This window comes from Allobosea rubneri (assembly GCF_032464875.1).
Taxonomy (GTDB): Bacteria; Pseudomonadota; Alphaproteobacteria; order Rhizobiales; family Beijerinckiaceae; genus Allobosea; species Allobosea rubneri.
In genome coordinates this window covers 49,643-64,779 of sequence record NZ_JAWDID010000032.1, presented here as the reverse complement: position 1 = coordinate 64,779, position 15,137 = coordinate 49,643, and the positions used below count along the sequence as shown (strand labels likewise).

The following is a 15,137-nucleotide window of genomic DNA, read 5'->3' as shown; positions in this document are numbered from 1 at the left end:
GCTCCGCCGCCGCTCGCCCCGCTGGAGAGGCGGCTGCGCACCCAGCTGCGCCGCGGCCAGCAGGGCGTCGAGGCTGCGATCGACCTGCACGGCATGCGTCAGGACGAGGCGCATGCGGCCCTGCGCGGTTTCCTGCGCAGCCAGCAGATGCGCGGCGCCAAGCTTGTCCTGGTGGTGACCGGCAAGGGCGGCGCCGGCGATTTCGGCTTCGGCTCGGAACGTGGCGTGCTTCGCCGCAACGTGCCGCATTGGCTCAGCCTTGCCGATCTGCGGCCGCTGGTGCTCGGCTTCGACGAGGCCGAGCAGCGCCATGGCGGTTCGGGCGCGCTCTATATCCGCCTGCGCCGCCTCCGCGGGCCGCAGTCATGACGCCCTATGGCCGCAGGGTTCGCGAATTGCGCGCCGCCCGCGGCGTCACCCTCGCCCAGATGGCGCAGGCACTAGGCGTCACCCCCGCCTATCTCTCGGCGCTCGAGCATGGCAAGCGCGGCCAGCCGACCTTCACCCTGATCCAGGGTGCGATCCATGTCCTCGGCATCATCTGGGACGAGGCCGACGAACTGATCCGCCTCGCCGATCTCTCGCATCCGCGCGTCACCGTCGACACCGCCGGGCTGGAACCGGAAGCGACCCTGTTCGCCAATCGGCTCGCGCGCGAGATCGAATGGCTCGGCCCGTCCGATCTGGCGGCCCTGTCCTCTATCCTCGACAGCGCCGCCCGCCGCCGCGGCGGCGCTTGACCGAAGCTGCGCCCGATGCGACACGCCCGCAAATCCCTCAACCTCCGGAAAGCCCCATGACCTCCAAGCGCTACGACGTGCTCGCTCTCGGCAACGCCATTGTCGACGTCATCGCCACGGCCGAGGAGGATTTCCTCGCCAGCCACGGGCTGGTGAAGGGTTCGATGGCCCTGATCGATGAGGCGCGAGCGGAGTCTCTCTATGCCGCGATGGGGCCCGGCAAGGTCATCTCCGGCGGCTCGGCCGCCAATACGATCGCCGGCCTCGCTTCCTTCGGCGGCAACGGCGCCTTCATCGGCAAGGTCAAGGCCGATGAGCTCGGCGGCCTCTATCGGCATGACCTGACCTCGCTCGGCGTCGCCTTCGACACGGCGGCTGCCACCGAGGGGCCGGCGACGGCGCGCTCCTTCATCATCGTCACGCCCGATGGTGAGCGCACCATGAACACCTATCTCGGGGCCTGCCAGGGCCTCTCCCCGGCCGATGTCGACCCGGCAGCGATCGAGAACGCCGACATCGTCTATCTCGAAGGCTATCTCTGGGATCCGCCGGCGGCCAAGGACGCCTTCCGCAAGGCCTCCGAGATCGCCCACAAGGCTGGCGGCCGCGTCGCCATCACGCTCTCGGATTCCTTCTGCGTCGACCGCTACCGCAGCGAGTTCCTCGGCCTGGTGCGCAACCGCACGGTCGATCTCGTCTTCGCCAACGAGCACGAGCTGAAGAGCCTCTACGAGACCTCGGATTTCGACACGGCGCTGGCCGGCCTGCGCGCCGAGAACGTGCTCGCCGTCGTCACCCGCTCGGAGAACGGCGCGCTTGCAGTCACGCCCGAGGGCATCGTCGCCGAGCCTGTCTTCCCGATCGAGCGACTGGTCGACGCGACCGGCGCCGGCGATCTCTTCGCCGCCGGCTTCCTGTTCGGCCTGACCTCCGGCCGCGAGACCCGCGACTGCCTGCGCCTCGGCGCTCTCGCCGCCGCCGAGATCATCAGCCATGTCGGCGCCAGGCCGGATGTCGGCCTGAAGACGCTCGCCGGCAATAACGGCCTGCTCTGAACCGGCTCTTCCGGCACGACCGTCGGACCTGCGACGACACGAAAAAAGCCCGGACCGCAAGGCCCGGGCTTTCTCATTTCGGAAGCTCCTGCTGCTCAGGCGGCGCGCTGCAATCCGAGCGCGCCCCAGATCGTGCTCAGCGCCTGGACCAGGGTCTCGATATCCTCGTCCGAATGCAGCGGCGTCGGCGTGATCCGCAGCCGCTCGGTGCCGCGCGGCACGGTCGGGTAGTTGATCGGCTGGACGTAGATCGAAAAGCGCTCGAGCATCTCGTCGCTGATCTGCTTGCAGCGCACGGCGTCGCCGACCATCACAGGCACGATATGGCTGGGGTTCGGCAGATGCGGGATGCCGGCCTCGTCAAGGCGCCGGCGCAAGGTCTGAACCCGGTCCCGTTGGCGGTCGCGTTCGACCGAGCTCGTCTTGAGATGCCGGATCGCCGCGAGCGCGCCGGCCGCCAGTGTCGGCGGCAGCGAGCTCGAGAAGATGAAGCCTGAGGCGAAGCTGCGCAGATAATCGCAAAGCGCCGCAGAGCCGGTGATGTAGCCGCCCATCACGCTGAAGGACTTCGCCAGCGTGCCCTCGATCAGGTCGAGCCGGTGGCTCAGGCCGTCGCGTTCGCTGATGCCGCCGCCGCGTGGGCCATAGAGCCCGACGGCGTGGACCTCGTCGATATAGGTCATCGCCCCGAATTCTTCGGCGATGTCGCAGAAATCGGCGACGGGGGCGATGTCGCCATCCATCGAGTAGACCGATTCGAAGGCGATCAGCTTCGGCCGGGCCGGGTCCATCGCCTGCAGCTTGCGGCGCAGATCGGCGGCGTCGTTATGGGCGAAGATCGCCTTGTCGGCGCGGGAATGCCGGATGCCCTCGATCATCGAGGCGTGGTTCAGCGCATCGGTCAGGACGATGCAGCCCGGAATGCGCGAGGCCAGCGTCGAGAGCGAAGCCCAGTTCGACATGTAGCCGGAGTTGAACAGCAGCGCCCCTTCCTTGCCGTGCAGATCGGCGAGCTCACGCTCGAGCAGCACATGGTAGTGGTTGGTGCCGGCGATGTTGCGCGTCCCGCCGGTGCCGGCGCCGCAGCCGTCGAGCGCCTCGTGCATGGCCTTCAGCACCACCGGGTGCTGGCCCATGCCGAGATAATCGTTCGAACACCAGACGGTGACCTCGCGCGGACCGCCGCCGCCATGGAATATCGCGCGCGGAAACCGTCCGGCGCAGCGTTCCAGATCGGCGAAGACCCGGTAGCGGCCCTCCTTGCGGAGCTGGCTCAGCTCCTCGCGGAAAAAGCTCTCGAAATCCATCGCAACCTCCTGCGCCGCCTTCATTGTGCATTGCGCGCCGCAGGTAAAGGCGCAGCAATGTCGCGGGTTGGGCCGGCAAAGCGCGCGCAAGCGCCGATATCGGACCGCAACCAGCTTCCCATTTCCTGCGATCCGGTTCTAGATCGTCCTCAGCTGAAACGGGGACTGGCCATGGCCGTAACGATCGATGGGCGCACGCTGAAGGGCAAGCAGGTGGTGCGCGTGGCGCGGCCGGGTGCTTCCGGCCGCTATGAGAAGGCGAGCCTCGCCCCTGCCGCCCGCGCCGCCATCGCCGCGACACGCGCGCATATCGACGCGAACTTCATGAACGACGAGGCGCCGTTCATGTACTCCTTCAACACCGGCGTCGGCCTGTTCAAGGACCAGCGCGTGCTGATGTCGGAGTTGACCGAGTACCAGCGCAAAAGCGTCTATGCCCATGCCACCGGCATCGGCGAGCCCTTTGCCGAGGACGTTACGCGCGCAACGATGCTGCTGCGCGCCAATGCCTTCGCCTCGAACTATTCCGGCCCGCAGGTCGAACTGGTCGAGCGCCTGCTCGCCTGCCTGAATGCCGGCGTTCACCCGGTCATCCCGCAGAAGGGCTCGGTCGGCGCCTCCGGCGATCTTGCGCCGCTTGCCCACATGGCGGCGGCGGTCTGCGGCTTCGGCGAGGCCGAGGCCGTCTACAAGGGCAAGCGCATGCCGGCGCGTGAGGCGCTGGCCAAGGCCGGCCTCGCTCCCGATTTCCCGCTCGGCGCCAAGGATGCCTCGGCCCTGATCAATGGCTCGACCGTCTCGCTCGCCCTCGGCGTGCTGGCGACGGAGGACGCCAGGCGCTTGATCAAGGCCGCCGATATCGGCTTGGCGCTCTCGCTCGAGGCGATGCGTGGCGAGCTCGCCGCCTTCGACCCGCGCGTCCATGCGGCGCGCCCGCATCCCGGCCAGGCGCTGGTCGCGCGCAATGTGCTGAAGCTGACGCAGGGCTCGAAGCGCTGCTCCGCTTCGGCGCGCGAGACGATTTATCCCGACGAGATCGGCCGTACGCCCGGCAAGCCGCCGGCGCCGCGCGTGCAGGACGTCTACTCGCTGCGCTGCGCCCCGCAGGTCCACGGACCGGCACGCGAGGCGCTCGACTATGTCTCCCGCATCATCGCGACCGAGACCAATTCCGCCACCGACAACCCGCTGATCTTCCCCGATGGCGGCGGCTACGAGGTGATCTCCGGCGGCCATTTCCACGGCCAGTACGTGGCGCAGGCGATGGACCTGCTGGCGATCTCGATGACCGATCTCGGCTCGATCTGCGAGCGACGGCTGGCGCGGCTGATCGACCCGACGCTGAGCTATGGCTTGCCGCGCAACCTGCTTGCCGGCAAGCGCGGGCTGAATACCGGCTTTGCCACCGTGCAATGCTCGCTCTCGGCGCTGGTGATGGAGAACCGCACCCTGTCTTCGCCGGGCTCGGTCGATTCGATCCCGGGCAAGTCGAACGCCGAGGATCACGTCTCGAACTCGACCTGGTGCGGCCGCAAGGCCCGCGCCGTCGTCGAGAATGTCGAGATGATCATCGCCGGCGAGATCCTGATGGCTTGCCAGGCGCTGTCGCTGATCGCCGAGACGGCCAAGTCCCATCCGCTCGGCAAGGGCACGCAGGCCGCGCTGGACGCGGTGCGCCAGACGATCCCGCCAGCGCTCGACGGTGACCGCTGGTACGCTGCCGAGATGAACCAGGCGACGGCGCTGGTCCGTTCCGGCGCGATTGTCGAGGCGGTCGAGGCGGCGGTGGGCGCGCTGGAGTAAGGCTCTGGAGAACCCCTCTCCTGGAAGGAGAGGGGGCAGGGGTGAGGTGTTCGGACTGAAAACGTTAGCTTGGGCCTGACCGCACGGTGAGTGCGGAACCGGACTGGTCTGACGGACCCACATCTCACCCTACCCTCTCCTTACAGGAGAGGGTTCCCGCGGTCTTGTCGTCGCGGTCTCGTGGTTCAACTCAATACAGCGTCGCCTTGACGCGCTCGGGCAGCGCCTTGTCATAGGCCTCGCCGTCGAAGGTCTCGATCGCGGGGGTCCGCGCCGTGATCTCGCGCAGCATCGTGCCGGCGCTGGGCAGCGAGCGCTTGTCGACCCGGACCGCCGGGTTCCAGAGATCGGCCCGGACGACGGCCCGCGAGCACTGGAAGTAGACCGAATCGACCGAAACGACCATGACGCAGGCCGGCAGCTTGCCCGCCATGTCGAAGCGCGCGCAGAGCTCCGGATCGCTCGAAAGCGTCGCAGTGCCGTTCACGCGCAGGGTTTCGCCGTAGCCGGGGACCAGAAAGAGCATTCCGATTCGATTGTCGAACAGGATATTCTTGAGCGAATCCAGTCGGTTATTGCCTCTTCGGTCGGGAATCAGCAGCGTTTTCGCGTCGCTCACCGTGACAAAGCCCGGCAGATCGCCGCGCGGCGAGCAATCCAGCCCTTCCGGACCATTGGTCGCGAGCACGAAAAACGGCGAGGCGGCGATCAGCGCCGCATAGTTCGCATCGACATGGTCGATCTCCTTGAGGAGCGAAGCCGGCGCGACGGGGTTCGGATAGAGCGAGGCGAGCTGATCCAGCGAGGTGATGCGGTGGGCGGTCATGCCGGTCTCCGAGGCAGATAAGTCTAGACTATTTGAGTTCGCTGCGTCGCACCAGAGGAATCGCCAAAAGAAAACGCCCCCCGCATCCTGCGATGCGGGGGGCGTCCTGATTCACGTGAAACGCCTGAGCGCCTCAGGCCTTACTCGGCCTGCTGCTTCTCGCGGCTCTTCTCGGCGTCGCGGGCGGCCTTCAGCTTCTCGGTGATGTCCTCGCCGGTCTGCTGGTCGACGACCTTCATCGAGAGGCGGATCTTGCCGCGATCGTCCTGGCCGAGGAACTTGACCTTGACCTTGTCGCCTTCCTTGACGACGTCCGAGACCTTCTGGACGCGCTGGGCGGCGAGCTCGGAGATGTGGACGAGACCGTCCTTCGCGCCGAAGAAGTTCACGAAGGCGCCGAACTCCATGATCTTCACGACGGTGCCGTCATAGATCATGCCCGGCTCGGCCTCGGAGACGATCGACTTGATCCACTTGATCGCGGCTTCGATCGACTTACCGTCGGCCGAGGCGATCTTGATGGTGCCGTCGTCCTCGATGTTGACCTTGGCGCCGGTCTTCTCGACGATCTCGCGGATGACCTTGCCGCCGGAGCCGATGACTTCGCGGATCTTGTCGACCGGGATCTTCATCGTCTCGATGCGCGGCGCATACTCGCCGAGCTGGGTGCGCGAGGCCGAGAGGGCCTTGCTCATCTCGCCGAGGATGTGGTCGCGACCGCCCTTGGCCTGGCCGAGGGCGACCTTCATGATCTCCTCGGTGATGCCGGCGATCTTGATGTCCATCTGCAGCGAGGTGATGCCCGCGGCGGTACCGGCGACCTTGAAGTCCATGTCGCCGAGATGGTCCTCGTCACCGAGGATGTCGGAGAGCACCGCGAAGCGCTCGCCTTCCAGGATCAGGCCCATGGCGATGCCCGCGACCGGCGCCTTCAGCGGCACGCCGGCATCCATCAGCGCCAGCGAGGTGCCGCAGACGGTGGCCATCGAGGAGGAGCCGTTCGACTCGGTGATCTCCGAGACGACGCGGATCGTGTAGGGGAACTCCGCCTTGGCCGGCAGCATCGGGCGGATGGCGCGCCAGGCGAGCTTGCCATGGCCGATCTCGCGACGGCCGGGCGAACCCATGCGGCCGGTCTCGCCGACCGAATAGGGCGGGAAGTTGTAGTGCAGCAGGAAGGTCTCCTTGTAGGTGCCTTCCAGCGAGTCGATGAACTGCTCGTCATCGCCCGTGCCGAGCGTGGTCACGACCAGCGCCTGGGTCTCGCCGCGGGTGAACAGCGAGGAGCCGTGGGTGCGCGGCAGGACGCCGGCCTCGGCGACGATCTTGCGCACCGTCTTGACGTCGCGTCCGTCGATGCGGATGCCGTCGTCGAGGATGTTCCAGCGCACGATCTTGGCCTGGGCTTCCTTGAACTGGGCCCCGACCTTCTCCTTGCTGAAGGTCGAAACGCCATCCGGCGCATCCGAGACCAGCGCGGCGACGACCTTGGCCTTGACGGCGTCGACGGCGGCATAGCGCTCGGCCTTGGCGGTGATCTTGTAGGCGGCGCGCAGCTCGGCCTCGCCGACCTTCATGATCGCGTCGAGCACGGCCTGGTCGTCCGGCGGGTTGAACTCGCGCGGCTCCTTGGCGGCCTTCTCGGCGAGGCGGATGATCGCGTCGATCACCGGCTGGAAGTGCTTGTGGCCGAACATCACGGCGCCGAGCATGATCTCCTCGGAGAGCTCCTTGGCCTCCGACTCGACCATCAGGACGGCGTCCTGGGTGCCGGCGACGACGAGGTCGAGCGCCGATTCCTTCACTTCGTCGATCAGCGGGTTGAGCTTGTAGGCGCCGTCGACATAGCCGACGCGGGCGGCGCCGACCGGGCCCATGAAGGGCACGCCGGAGAGCGTCAGCGCGGCGGAGGCGGCGACCATGGCGACGATGTCGGGATCATTCTCGAGATCGTGCTGCAGCACGGTCACGATCACCTGGGTGTCGTTCTTGTAGCCATCGGCGAAGAGCGGACGGATCGGCCGGTCGATCAGGCGCGAGACCAGCGTCTCCTTCTCGGTCGGGCGTCCCTCGCGCTTGAAGTAGCCGCCGGGGATGCGGCCGGCCGCGAAGGTCTTTTCCTGGTAGTTCACGGTCAGCGGGAAGAAGTCGAAGCCCGGCTTCGGCTCCTTGGCCGAGACGATGGTCGCGAGCACGACGGTCTCGCCATAGGTGGCGAGCACGGCGCCGTCAGCCTGGCGGGCGATCTTGCCGGTTTCGAGCACGAGCTTGCGCCCGCCCCAGATCAGCTCTTCGGTTTGGATGTCGAACATGGATTTTCTTTCGGTCGGATGCGATCCGCCCCGCGCCCTTTGGCCCATGGGCAAGACGGCAAAACGCTCGGTCGTACAGTTCAGCCGCGCCCGAGCGCTCGGCGATCCTGCCATGGGCGTCCGCAACGCCCGGTGGATCATGCGGAAAGCCGCCCCATGCGGCCGCCGCATTCAAGAAGGGTAATGCCGCACCATTGCGGCCGGCCCCTTGAAGAACCGCCCGGAGCGACGAGGCACCGGGCGGGAATTCATCTCGCGATCAGCGGCGGATGCCGAGCTTCTCGATCAGCGTGCGATAACGGCCTTCGTTCTTGCCCTTGAGATAGTCGAGCAGCGAACGGCGCTGGGAGACCATCTTGAGCAGGCCGCGACGCGAATGGTTGTCCTTGTGATGGGACTTGAAGTGGCCGGTCAGATTGTTGATGCGCTCCGTCAGGATCGCGATCTGGACTTCCGGCGAGCCGGTGTCGTTCGGCTTGGTGGCGTGTTCCTTCACGAGCGCGGTCTTGCGCTCAGCAGTGATCGACATCGTGCTTTCCTTCGGTTCGAATGTTGATCTGGCGGGCCAGGCCGGGATGTCGTCCAGCAAGGTCCGAAGCCCGCATCGCCTCATCGCGGAGAGGATGCGCCGCCGGCGGCTAGGGCCGGTTGGCTGGGGCATATACACGAAAACGCCGGAAAGGCTAGCGCCACGCTCTGGAACCTTGGTCGGCCCCGCCGGTTGACCAGAGCGTGTCAGTCACCAGCCCGGGGGTCGATATCATGCGCCAGCTGCCCAAGGACCGCCTCATCGCCGCGCTTGGCGCCCAGCTCCTGGCCGAGCGCGAGACCCGCGACGCCTTGCGCGAGGTCATCGCCAACGGCCAGCTTGATCGCGAGGTCCTGCTCGCCATCCTTGCCGACCCCGTGCCGGTCGTCACCAGCGACGAACTGGCACGCGTCGAGGCCTGGTTGCGCGAGCTGCCGCCCGCCCTGCCGCCGCGCCGGCCTGCCCTGAGGGCGGCCTGATGGCCCCGCGCCCGGCCTGGAAGGGCTATCTCAAGCTCTCGCTGGTCTCCTGCGCCGTCGAGCTGACTTCGGCGACCGACCATAGCGAGAAGGTCTCCTTCCGCGTCATCAACCGCAAGACCGGCAACACCGTCCGCCGCCAATATATCGACAGCGTCAGCGGCAAGCCGGTCGATCAGGACGACGAGGTCAAAGGCTATGAGATCGGCAGCGACGAATACCTCCTCATAGACGAGGATGAGATCGACGCGGTCCAGATCGAGAGTTCCCACACGCTCTCGATCGAGCAGTTCGTCGACCGCGCCGCGATCCCGCAGATCTATTTCGATCAGCCCTATTATCTCAGCCCCTCCGACGAGGTCTCGGAAGAGGCCTTTGCGGTGATCCGCGAGGCGATGGCGAAGCAGAAGAAGGCCGGCATCGCCCGGATCGTGCTCTATCGCCGCGAGCGGCCGGTGATGATCGAGCCCTTCGACAAGGGGCTGCTGCTGACGACGCTGCGCTACGACAAGACCGTGCGCCAGCCGGACGAGGTCTTCGACGGGCTGCGCAAGGGCAAGCTCGACCCGGAACTCGTCGATCTCGCCACCCACATCATCGAGAAGAAGCAGGCCAGGTTCGATCCGAGCGGCTTCGAGGATCGTTACGAGGAGGCGCTGCTGGCGCTGATCGAGGCCAAGCGCAAGGGCAGAAAGCCGCCGGTTGCGAAGCCGGCCGAGCGTCCCACCAATGTGGTCAACCTGTTCGAGGCGCTGAAGAAGAGCCTCGGCGAGGAAGAGGACGCGCCGCGCAAATCCGCCTCCGGTGGCAAGAAGCCAGCGAGCGGCAAGCCGGCGAAGAAGGCCGTCGCTGCCAAGACCAGGAAGAGTGCCTGACCCGCCGCGGAGGGCGCCATGGCCAATCTCGACCTCTACCGCGCGAAGCGGGATTTTTCGCGGACGCGTGAGCCGAAAGGCGCAGCGAAACGCCGGAGCAGGGCGGAGCAGGCCGGCGGCGTCTTCGTGATCCACAAGCACGCCGCACGTCGTCTCCATTACGACCTCAGGCTCGAGCATGATGGCGTGCTCTGGTCCTGGGCGGTGACGCGCGGCCCGAGCCTCGACCCCGCCGAGAAGCGTCTCGCGGTCCATGTCGAGGACCACCCGCTCGAATATGGCGGCTTCGAGGGCACGATTCCCGAAGGCGAATACGGCGCCGGCTCGGTCATCATCTGGGACGAGGGCAAGTGGCTGCCGGAGAGCGATCCAGTCCGCGGCATGGAGAAAGGCCATCTCGCCTTCACGCTCGAAGGCCACAAGCTCGGCGGCCGCTGGCATCTGGTCAGGCTGAAGCCGCGCCGGGGCGAGAAGCGCGACAACTGGCTGCTGATCAAGGTCGACGACGATTTTGCCCGTGATGACGAGGATATCCTGGAGGCCGCGCCGGATTCTGTGAATTCGGGCCGCAGCGTCGCGGAGGTCGGCGAGGATCCCGCAGGCGACGTCTGGTCGACCGACGAGAAGCCCGCGAAAGGGCGCAAGCCCAAGAGTGCCAAGCCCAAGACCGGCGAGTCCAGCACAGTAAGGGCCAAGGCCGAAGGCGAGGAACTGCCGCGCTTCGTTGAACCCTGCCTCGCGATCCTGCAGGACAAGCCGCCGAGTGGCGACAACTGGCTGCACGAGGTCAAGTTCGACGGCTACCGGCTGCAGGCGCGGATATCCGGCGGAAAGGTCAAGCTGCTGACCCGCACCGGTCTCGACTGGAGCGAGCGCTTCGGCGCGCCGATCGCTTCGGCCCTCGCGGCGCTTCCCTGCGAGACGGCGCTGATCGACGGAGAACTCGTGGCATTGGGCGAGAACGGCATCTCCTCCTTCTCGGCGCTTCAGGCCGCGTTGTCGGAGGGCGAGACGGCCGATCTTGTCTTCTATGCCTTCGACCTGCTCCATCTCGACGGCGAAGATCTGCGGGCGGAACCGCTGCTCGCGCGCAAGGAAAGGCTGGAGGAGCTGCTGCAGGCTGCGAAACCCGACGCAGCCCTGCGCTACAGCGAGCACTTCGTCGAGCCCGGCCAGACCATGCTCCGCCATGCCTGCCGCATGGGGCTGGAGGGCGTGATCTCGAAGCGGGTGGACGCGCCCTATCGCAGTGGCCGGGGCCGCGACTGGATCAAGTCGAAATGCACGCAGCGCCAGGAATTCGTCATTGCCGGCTATGTCCCGTCCAAGGCGTCGCGCAACCAGCTCGGCTCGCTCGTCCTCGGCTATCATGAAGGCGGGGAACTGAAGCCGGCAGGCCGCGTCGGCACCGGCTTCACCCGCAAATCGGCCGCGGACCTGAAGCGGCGGCTGGACGCGCTCGCCGCTGAAGCCGCGCCTTTCGAGGGGGCGGCGGGGCGCGAGCGTGGTATCGTCTGGGTGAAGCCTGAACTCGTCGCGGAGATCGCCTTCGGCTCCTGGACGGCCTCGAAGACGCTGCGGCATTCGGCCTTCCTCGGCCTGCGCGAGGACAAGCCGGCTGATGAAGTGATCGAGGAGAAGCCGACCAAGGCTGCGGCGAGCAGGGGGCGATCAGCGGCAAAGCCGGCGCCGCCGAGGGCATCCCGGCGGGAGACCACCGTGACGTTGAGCAATCCCGACAAGCCGCTCTGGCCCGATATCGGCTTCACCAAGCAGAACCTCCTCGACTACTACGCCAGTGTCTGGGAGCGCATGGCAGCCTTCGTCGTCGAACGGCCGTTGAGCCTGCTGCGCGCGCCCGATGGTGTCGGCGGACAGGTCTTCTTCCAGAAGCATGCCGGCGCCGGACTGCACAAATCCGTGGCCCGGATGAAGGACAAGGATGGCGAGGAGCTGCTCTTCATCCGCGATTTTGATGGTCTCGCGGCTTTGGTCCAGCTCGGCACGGTCGAGATCCATCTCTGGGGCGCGAAGGCGGATGCCGTCGAGACCCCGGATCAGGTGATTTTCGACCTCGACCCGGACAAGGGCGTGCCCATCGAACGGGTGCGCGACGCGGCGCTGACGGTCCGCAATCGCCTTGATGAACTCGGCTTCGAAAGCTTCCTCAAGACCTCCGGCGGCAAGGGCTTTCATGTCGTCATGCCGCTGAAGCCGAAGTCCGGCTGGGACGAGATCAAGACGTTCGCGCGCGACTTCGCCAAGGCGATGGAGCAGGCCGAGCCGAAGCTCTACACCGCGACCTTGTCGAAGCAGGCGCGGCGCGGCCGCATCTTCGTCGACTATCTGCGCAATGGCCGCGGCGCGACTGCGATCGCCCCGTTCTCGACCCGCGCCCGTCCCGGTGCTGCCGTCGCCATGCCGGTCGCCTGGGAGATGCTGGAGAAGGAGCTTGCGCCAGATGCCTTCAAGGCGTCGACGATCATCGAGAACGGGCCGCCCGAGGACGCCTGGACGGGCTTCTTCAGCCCGAAACGCGCCCTGAAGGGCCGCTGATCAGGCGGCGAGCTCGCCGCGATCATAGCGCCGCTGTGCCTCCTCGACCTCGCCGATATGCTCCTCCGCCCATTGCGTCAGCGCCTGCACGGTGCCGGCGAGCGTCCGCCCGAGCGGCGTCAGCGCATATTCGACGGTGACCGGCACCGTCGGAAAGGCGCGGCGCGAGATCAAACCGTCGCGTTCCAGGCTCTTCAGCGTCTGCGACAGCATTTTCTGCGAGATGCTGTCGATCCGCCGGCGCAGTTCGTTGAAGCGCAGCGTCTCCTGCTCGAGCAGGATCAGGATCAGCACCGCCCATTTGTCGCCGATCCGGTCGAGCACGCGCCGGGTCGGGCATTGGGCGTTGAACGGGTCGGGGCGCTGCAGCATGGCGGTTTCCGGCAGGTGACCTTGTGCGGCGAAAGTGCCTTCTTGAGTGAAAATCGCACAGGCGCCATCTGGTGTCTATCGGGATGCAGGTTCCCAATGGATACCAGGAGATCGACATGAATATCGCTTTGATCGGCGCAACCGGCTTCATCGGCTCGCGCCTGCTCACCGAACTGACACGCCGAGGCCATAAGGTCACCGCCATCGTCCGCAATCCCGAGAAGGTTCCGGCCGGCGCCGGCATCAGCGCCCGCAAGGGCGATGTCTTCGACCGCGACGGCCTTTCCGCCCTCCTCGCCGGCCATGATGCGGTGATCAGTGCGGTGCATTTTTCGGCGAGCGATGCTGCGACGCTGCTGGCGGCCGTCAAGCAGTCCGGCGTGACGCGCTATCTCGTGGTCGGCGGTGCCGGGAGCCTCGAAGTCGCGCCCGGCGTGAAGCTGTTCGACACCAAGGAGTTCCCGGCAATCTATCTCGACGAAGCCAGGAAGGGCGGTGCCTTCCTCGACCTGCTGAAGGCCGAGACGGCGCTCGACTGGACCTTCCTCTCGCCTTCGGCGCTGATCCAGCCCGGTGAGCGCACCGGGAAATTCCGCCTCGGCAAGGATCAGCTCCTCGTCGACGCGAACGGCAACAGCGCGATCTCGGCCGAGGATTATGCGATCGCGCTGGTCGACGAGCTGGAAAAGCCGGCGCATTCGCGCCAGCGCTTCACCGTCGGCTACTGAGCGCAGCTCTGGTCTCGGTCGGGGCTTATCGGAGCTGATCGAAGCGGCCGGGTCGTCCCGGGTGACCCATCGGGTCCGACCTCCGGTCGGCCCGACGGCAGTCTCCGGGAGACCCGGGATCCATGCCGGAACGGTTCAGGAATGGATCCCGGATCGGCGCCGCTGAAGCGACTTGTCCGGGATGTCTCGCTTCTTCCGAGAGCGACCCCTCTCGACTCAGAGCAGCCCGCGCTTGGCGAGGCTGCGCATCAGATGCGAGGCGCCGAAGCGCCAGGGCTCGCACTCGTCGGTGCGGCGCATCCGGTTGATCAGCGCGCCGAGCTCGGGCGCGGCGATGGTGACGACGTCGCCGTATTTATGGGTGAAGCCGCCGCCCGGCGCGTCGCGATCCTGGATCGGCGCGAACATCGTGCCGAGATAGAGCGCCGCGCCGTCAGGATAGTGGTGGTGCGGGTTGAGCATCTGCGCGGCGAGGTCGGCCGGGTCGCGGCTGATCTTGGCGATCGAGGACGAGCCTTCGAGCTTGAAGCCGTCCTCGCCCTCGACGGTCAGGGTCACCGTCGTCTTGCGGACATGGTCGAGCGAGAAGCCGGCATCGAAGAAGCGGATGAACGGGCCAATCGTCGCCGCCGCGTTGTTGTCCTTGGCCTTGCCGAGCAGCAGGGCCGAGCGGCCCTCGACATCCCGCAGATTGACGTCGTTGCCGAGGCTGGCGCCGACGATCCGGCCGTCCGAGGCGACGATCAGCACGATCTCGGGCTCGGGATTGTTCCAGGTCGAGGTCGGATGCAGCCCGGCATCGGCGCCGGTGCCGACCGCCGAAAGCGGCTGGCCCTTGGTGAAGATTTCGGCATCGGGGCCGATGCCGACTTCGAGATACTGGCTCCAGGCGTTCTGGGCGATCAGCACCTCCTTCAGGCGCATCGCCTCGGCCGAGCCGGGCTTCAGCTTGGAGAGGTCGTCGCCGATCAGCTTGCCGATCTCGGTGCGGATCGCCGCCGCGGCGGCCGGGTTGCCGCGCGCCTTCTCCTCGATCACGCGCTCCAGCATCGAGATCGCGAAGGTGACGCCGGCGGCCTTGACCGCCTGCAGATCGACCGGCGTCAGCAGCCAGGGCTTGCTCGTGTCCCGGCCCTCGGCCGGCGTGTTGGCGAGGATCTCGGCGAGGCTGCCGACGCGCTCGCCCTTCGCCGCGGCGAGCGCCGCCGCCGGATCCTTGCTCTCGCAGAGATCGCGCATCGTTGCGAAGGCCGAGCTGATATCGACGAGGTCGTCGCCGCGTAGGACGACGACGGAGGGGCCGCCGAGCTCAGGGCGCCAGACACGTCCGGCCAGGGCGGCGCGGGCGGCATCGGCCGGCAGGGTGTTGGCGGGCGTGAGCGAGAGCGTCGGCATCGTGATCGGGTCCATTCGGGCAGGCTTTCAGGCCGGGCAGAACAGCCGCTTCCGCAGGATTGTGCAAGTGCCCGGCGCTGCTTCCATCGCAAGGGGGCAATGTCATCGTTTTGTCATTGAAACGTCGCCCCGGCTTCATGCTAGCTTGCGCACCAACGAC

General features: G+C 66.9%; 14 protein-coding genes. 8 read left to right on the top strand and 6 right to left on the bottom strand.

The window, feature by feature from the left end; genetic code table 11:
• The 3 genes from RKE40_RS19310 to RKE40_RS19300 form a co-directional block, all read left to right on the top strand.
• Nucleotides 1–369, top strand: a 369-nt coding sequence (locus RKE40_RS19310; protein ID WP_316019843.1) for a Smr/MutS family protein, incomplete at its 5' end; no start/stop codon positions are given.
• Nucleotides 366–740, top strand: a complete 375-nt coding sequence (locus RKE40_RS19305) for a helix-turn-helix domain-containing protein (protein ID WP_291637511.1) — start codon at nucleotides 366–368, stop codon at nucleotides 738–740. The genes RKE40_RS19310 and RKE40_RS19305, both read left to right, overlap by 4 nt.
• Nucleotides 741–796: 56 nt before the next feature.
• Nucleotides 797–1,795 (top strand): adenosine kinase, encoded by a 999-nt coding sequence (locus RKE40_RS19300; RefSeq protein WP_316019842.1) that lies wholly within the window; start codon nucleotides 797–799, stop codon nucleotides 1,793–1,795.
• Nucleotides 1,796–1,890: 95 nt separating this feature from the next.
• Here RKE40_RS19300 and hemA read toward each other — a convergent pair whose 3' ends face one another.
• Nucleotides 1,891–3,102, bottom strand: coding sequence for a 5-aminolevulinate synthase (hemA, locus tag RKE40_RS19295; RefSeq protein WP_316019841.1), 1,212 nt, complete (start codon nucleotides 3,100–3,102; stop codon nucleotides 1,891–1,893).
• 171 nt (nucleotides 3,103–3,273) lie between these two features.
• On the opposite strand from hemA, the gene RKE40_RS19290 reads away from it, so the two are divergent.
• A complete protein-coding gene (locus RKE40_RS19290) occupies nucleotides 3,274–4,905 on the top strand; it encodes an HAL/PAL/TAL family ammonia-lyase (protein WP_316019840.1) in 1,632 nt (543 codons plus the stop codon).
• Between the two features lie 190 nt (nucleotides 4,906–5,095).
• Here the strand turns inward: RKE40_RS19290 and RKE40_RS19285 are convergent, their stop codons facing one another.
• From RKE40_RS19285 to rpsO, 3 genes are all read right to left on the bottom strand, one after another.
• Nucleotides 5,096–5,731 carry a pyridoxamine 5'-phosphate oxidase family protein gene (locus RKE40_RS19285; RefSeq protein WP_316019839.1) on the bottom strand — a complete coding sequence of 212 codons (636 nt, stop codon included), beginning with the start codon at nucleotides 5,729–5,731 and terminating at the stop codon, nucleotides 5,096–5,098.
• Between the two features lie 140 nt (nucleotides 5,732–5,871).
• Nucleotides 5,872–8,043: a polyribonucleotide nucleotidyltransferase gene (gene pnp, locus RKE40_RS19280; RefSeq protein WP_316019838.1), complete on the bottom strand. Its 2,172-nt coding sequence runs from the start codon at nucleotides 8,041–8,043 to the stop codon at nucleotides 5,872–5,874.
• 259 nt (nucleotides 8,044–8,302) lie between these two features.
• Nucleotides 8,303–8,572 carry a 30S ribosomal protein S15 gene (rpsO, locus tag RKE40_RS19275; protein ID WP_066473509.1) on the bottom strand — a complete coding sequence of 90 codons (270 nt, stop codon included), beginning with the start codon at nucleotides 8,570–8,572 and terminating at the stop codon, nucleotides 8,303–8,305.
• Nucleotides 8,573–8,805: 233 nt separating this feature from the next.
• Here rpsO and RKE40_RS19270 point away from each other — a divergent pair, with 233 nt between their 5' ends.
• The 3 genes from RKE40_RS19270 to ligD are packed head-to-tail and all read left to right on the top strand — an operon-like array spanning nucleotide 8,806 to nucleotide 12,482.
• Nucleotides 8,806–9,051, top strand: a complete 246-nt coding sequence (locus RKE40_RS19270) for a hypothetical protein (RefSeq protein ID WP_316019849.1) — start codon at nucleotides 8,806–8,808, stop codon at nucleotides 9,049–9,051.
• Nucleotides 9,051–9,926: a non-homologous end joining protein Ku gene (gene ku, locus RKE40_RS19265; protein ID WP_316019837.1), complete on the top strand. Its 876-nt coding sequence runs from the start codon at nucleotides 9,051–9,053 to the stop codon at nucleotides 9,924–9,926. Before RKE40_RS19270 ends, ku begins: the two co-directional genes overlap by 1 nt.
• An 18-nt stretch (nucleotides 9,927–9,944) precedes the next feature.
• Nucleotides 9,945–12,482: a DNA ligase D gene (gene ligD / locus RKE40_RS19260; protein WP_316019836.1), complete on the top strand. Its 2,538-nt coding sequence runs from the start codon at nucleotides 9,945–9,947 to the stop codon at nucleotides 12,480–12,482.
• On the opposite strand, the gene RKE40_RS19255 is transcribed toward ligD, so the two are convergent.
• Nucleotides 12,483–12,854, bottom strand: coding sequence for a winged helix-turn-helix transcriptional regulator (locus RKE40_RS19255; protein ID WP_390893454.1), 372 nt, complete (start codon nucleotides 12,852–12,854; stop codon nucleotides 12,483–12,485).
• Between the two features lie 116 nt (nucleotides 12,855–12,970).
• Here RKE40_RS19255 and RKE40_RS19250 point away from each other — a divergent pair, with 116 nt between their 5' ends.
• Nucleotides 12,971–13,582 carry an NAD(P)-dependent oxidoreductase gene (locus RKE40_RS19250; protein WP_316019835.1) on the top strand — a complete coding sequence of 204 codons (612 nt, stop codon included), beginning with the start codon at nucleotides 12,971–12,973 and terminating at the stop codon, nucleotides 13,580–13,582.
• 216 nt (nucleotides 13,583–13,798) lie between these two features.
• Here the strand turns inward: RKE40_RS19250 and RKE40_RS19245 are convergent, their stop codons facing one another.
• Nucleotides 13,799–14,977, bottom strand: a complete 1,179-nt coding sequence (locus RKE40_RS19245; protein ID WP_316019847.1) for a fumarylacetoacetate hydrolase family protein — start codon at nucleotides 14,975–14,977, stop codon at nucleotides 13,799–13,801.
• Between the last annotated feature and the right edge of the window lie 160 nt (nucleotides 14,978–15,137).

Coding starts and splice junctions, on each gene's coding strand:
- RKE40_RS19305 (WP_291637511.1), top strand. CDS start 366: ATGACGCCCTATGGCCGCAGGGTTCGCGAATTGCGCGCCGCCCGCGGC.
- RKE40_RS19300 (WP_316019842.1), top strand. CDS start 797: ATGACCTCCAAGCGCTACGACGTGCTCGCTCTCGGCAACGCCATTGTC.
- hemA (WP_316019841.1), bottom strand. CDS start 3,102: ATGGATTTCGAGAGCTTTTTCCGCGAGGAGCTGAGCCAGCTCCGCAAG.
- RKE40_RS19290 (WP_316019840.1), top strand. CDS start 3,274: ATGGCCGTAACGATCGATGGGCGCACGCTGAAGGGCAAGCAGGTGGTG.
- RKE40_RS19285 (WP_316019839.1), bottom strand. CDS start 5,731: ATGACCGCCCACCGCATCACCTCGCTGGATCAGCTCGCCTCGCTCTAT.
- pnp (WP_316019838.1), bottom strand. CDS start 8,043: ATGTTCGACATCCAAACCGAAGAGCTGATCTGGGGCGGGCGCAAGCTC.
- rpsO (WP_066473509.1), bottom strand. CDS start 8,572: ATGTCGATCACTGCTGAGCGCAAGACCGCGCTCGTGAAGGAACACGCC.
- RKE40_RS19270 (WP_316019849.1), top strand. CDS start 8,806: ATGCGCCAGCTGCCCAAGGACCGCCTCATCGCCGCGCTTGGCGCCCAG.
- ku (WP_316019837.1), top strand. CDS start 9,051: ATGGCCCCGCGCCCGGCCTGGAAGGGCTATCTCAAGCTCTCGCTGGTC.
- ligD (WP_316019836.1), top strand. CDS start 9,945: ATGGCCAATCTCGACCTCTACCGCGCGAAGCGGGATTTTTCGCGGACG.
- RKE40_RS19255 (WP_390893454.1), bottom strand. CDS start 12,854: ATGCTGCAGCGCCCCGACCCGTTCAACGCCCAATGCCCGACCCGGCGC.
- RKE40_RS19250 (WP_316019835.1), top strand. CDS start 12,971: ATGAATATCGCTTTGATCGGCGCAACCGGCTTCATCGGCTCGCGCCTG.
- RKE40_RS19245 (WP_316019847.1), bottom strand. CDS start 14,977: ATGCCGACGCTCTCGCTCACGCCCGCCAACACCCTGCCGGCCGATGCC.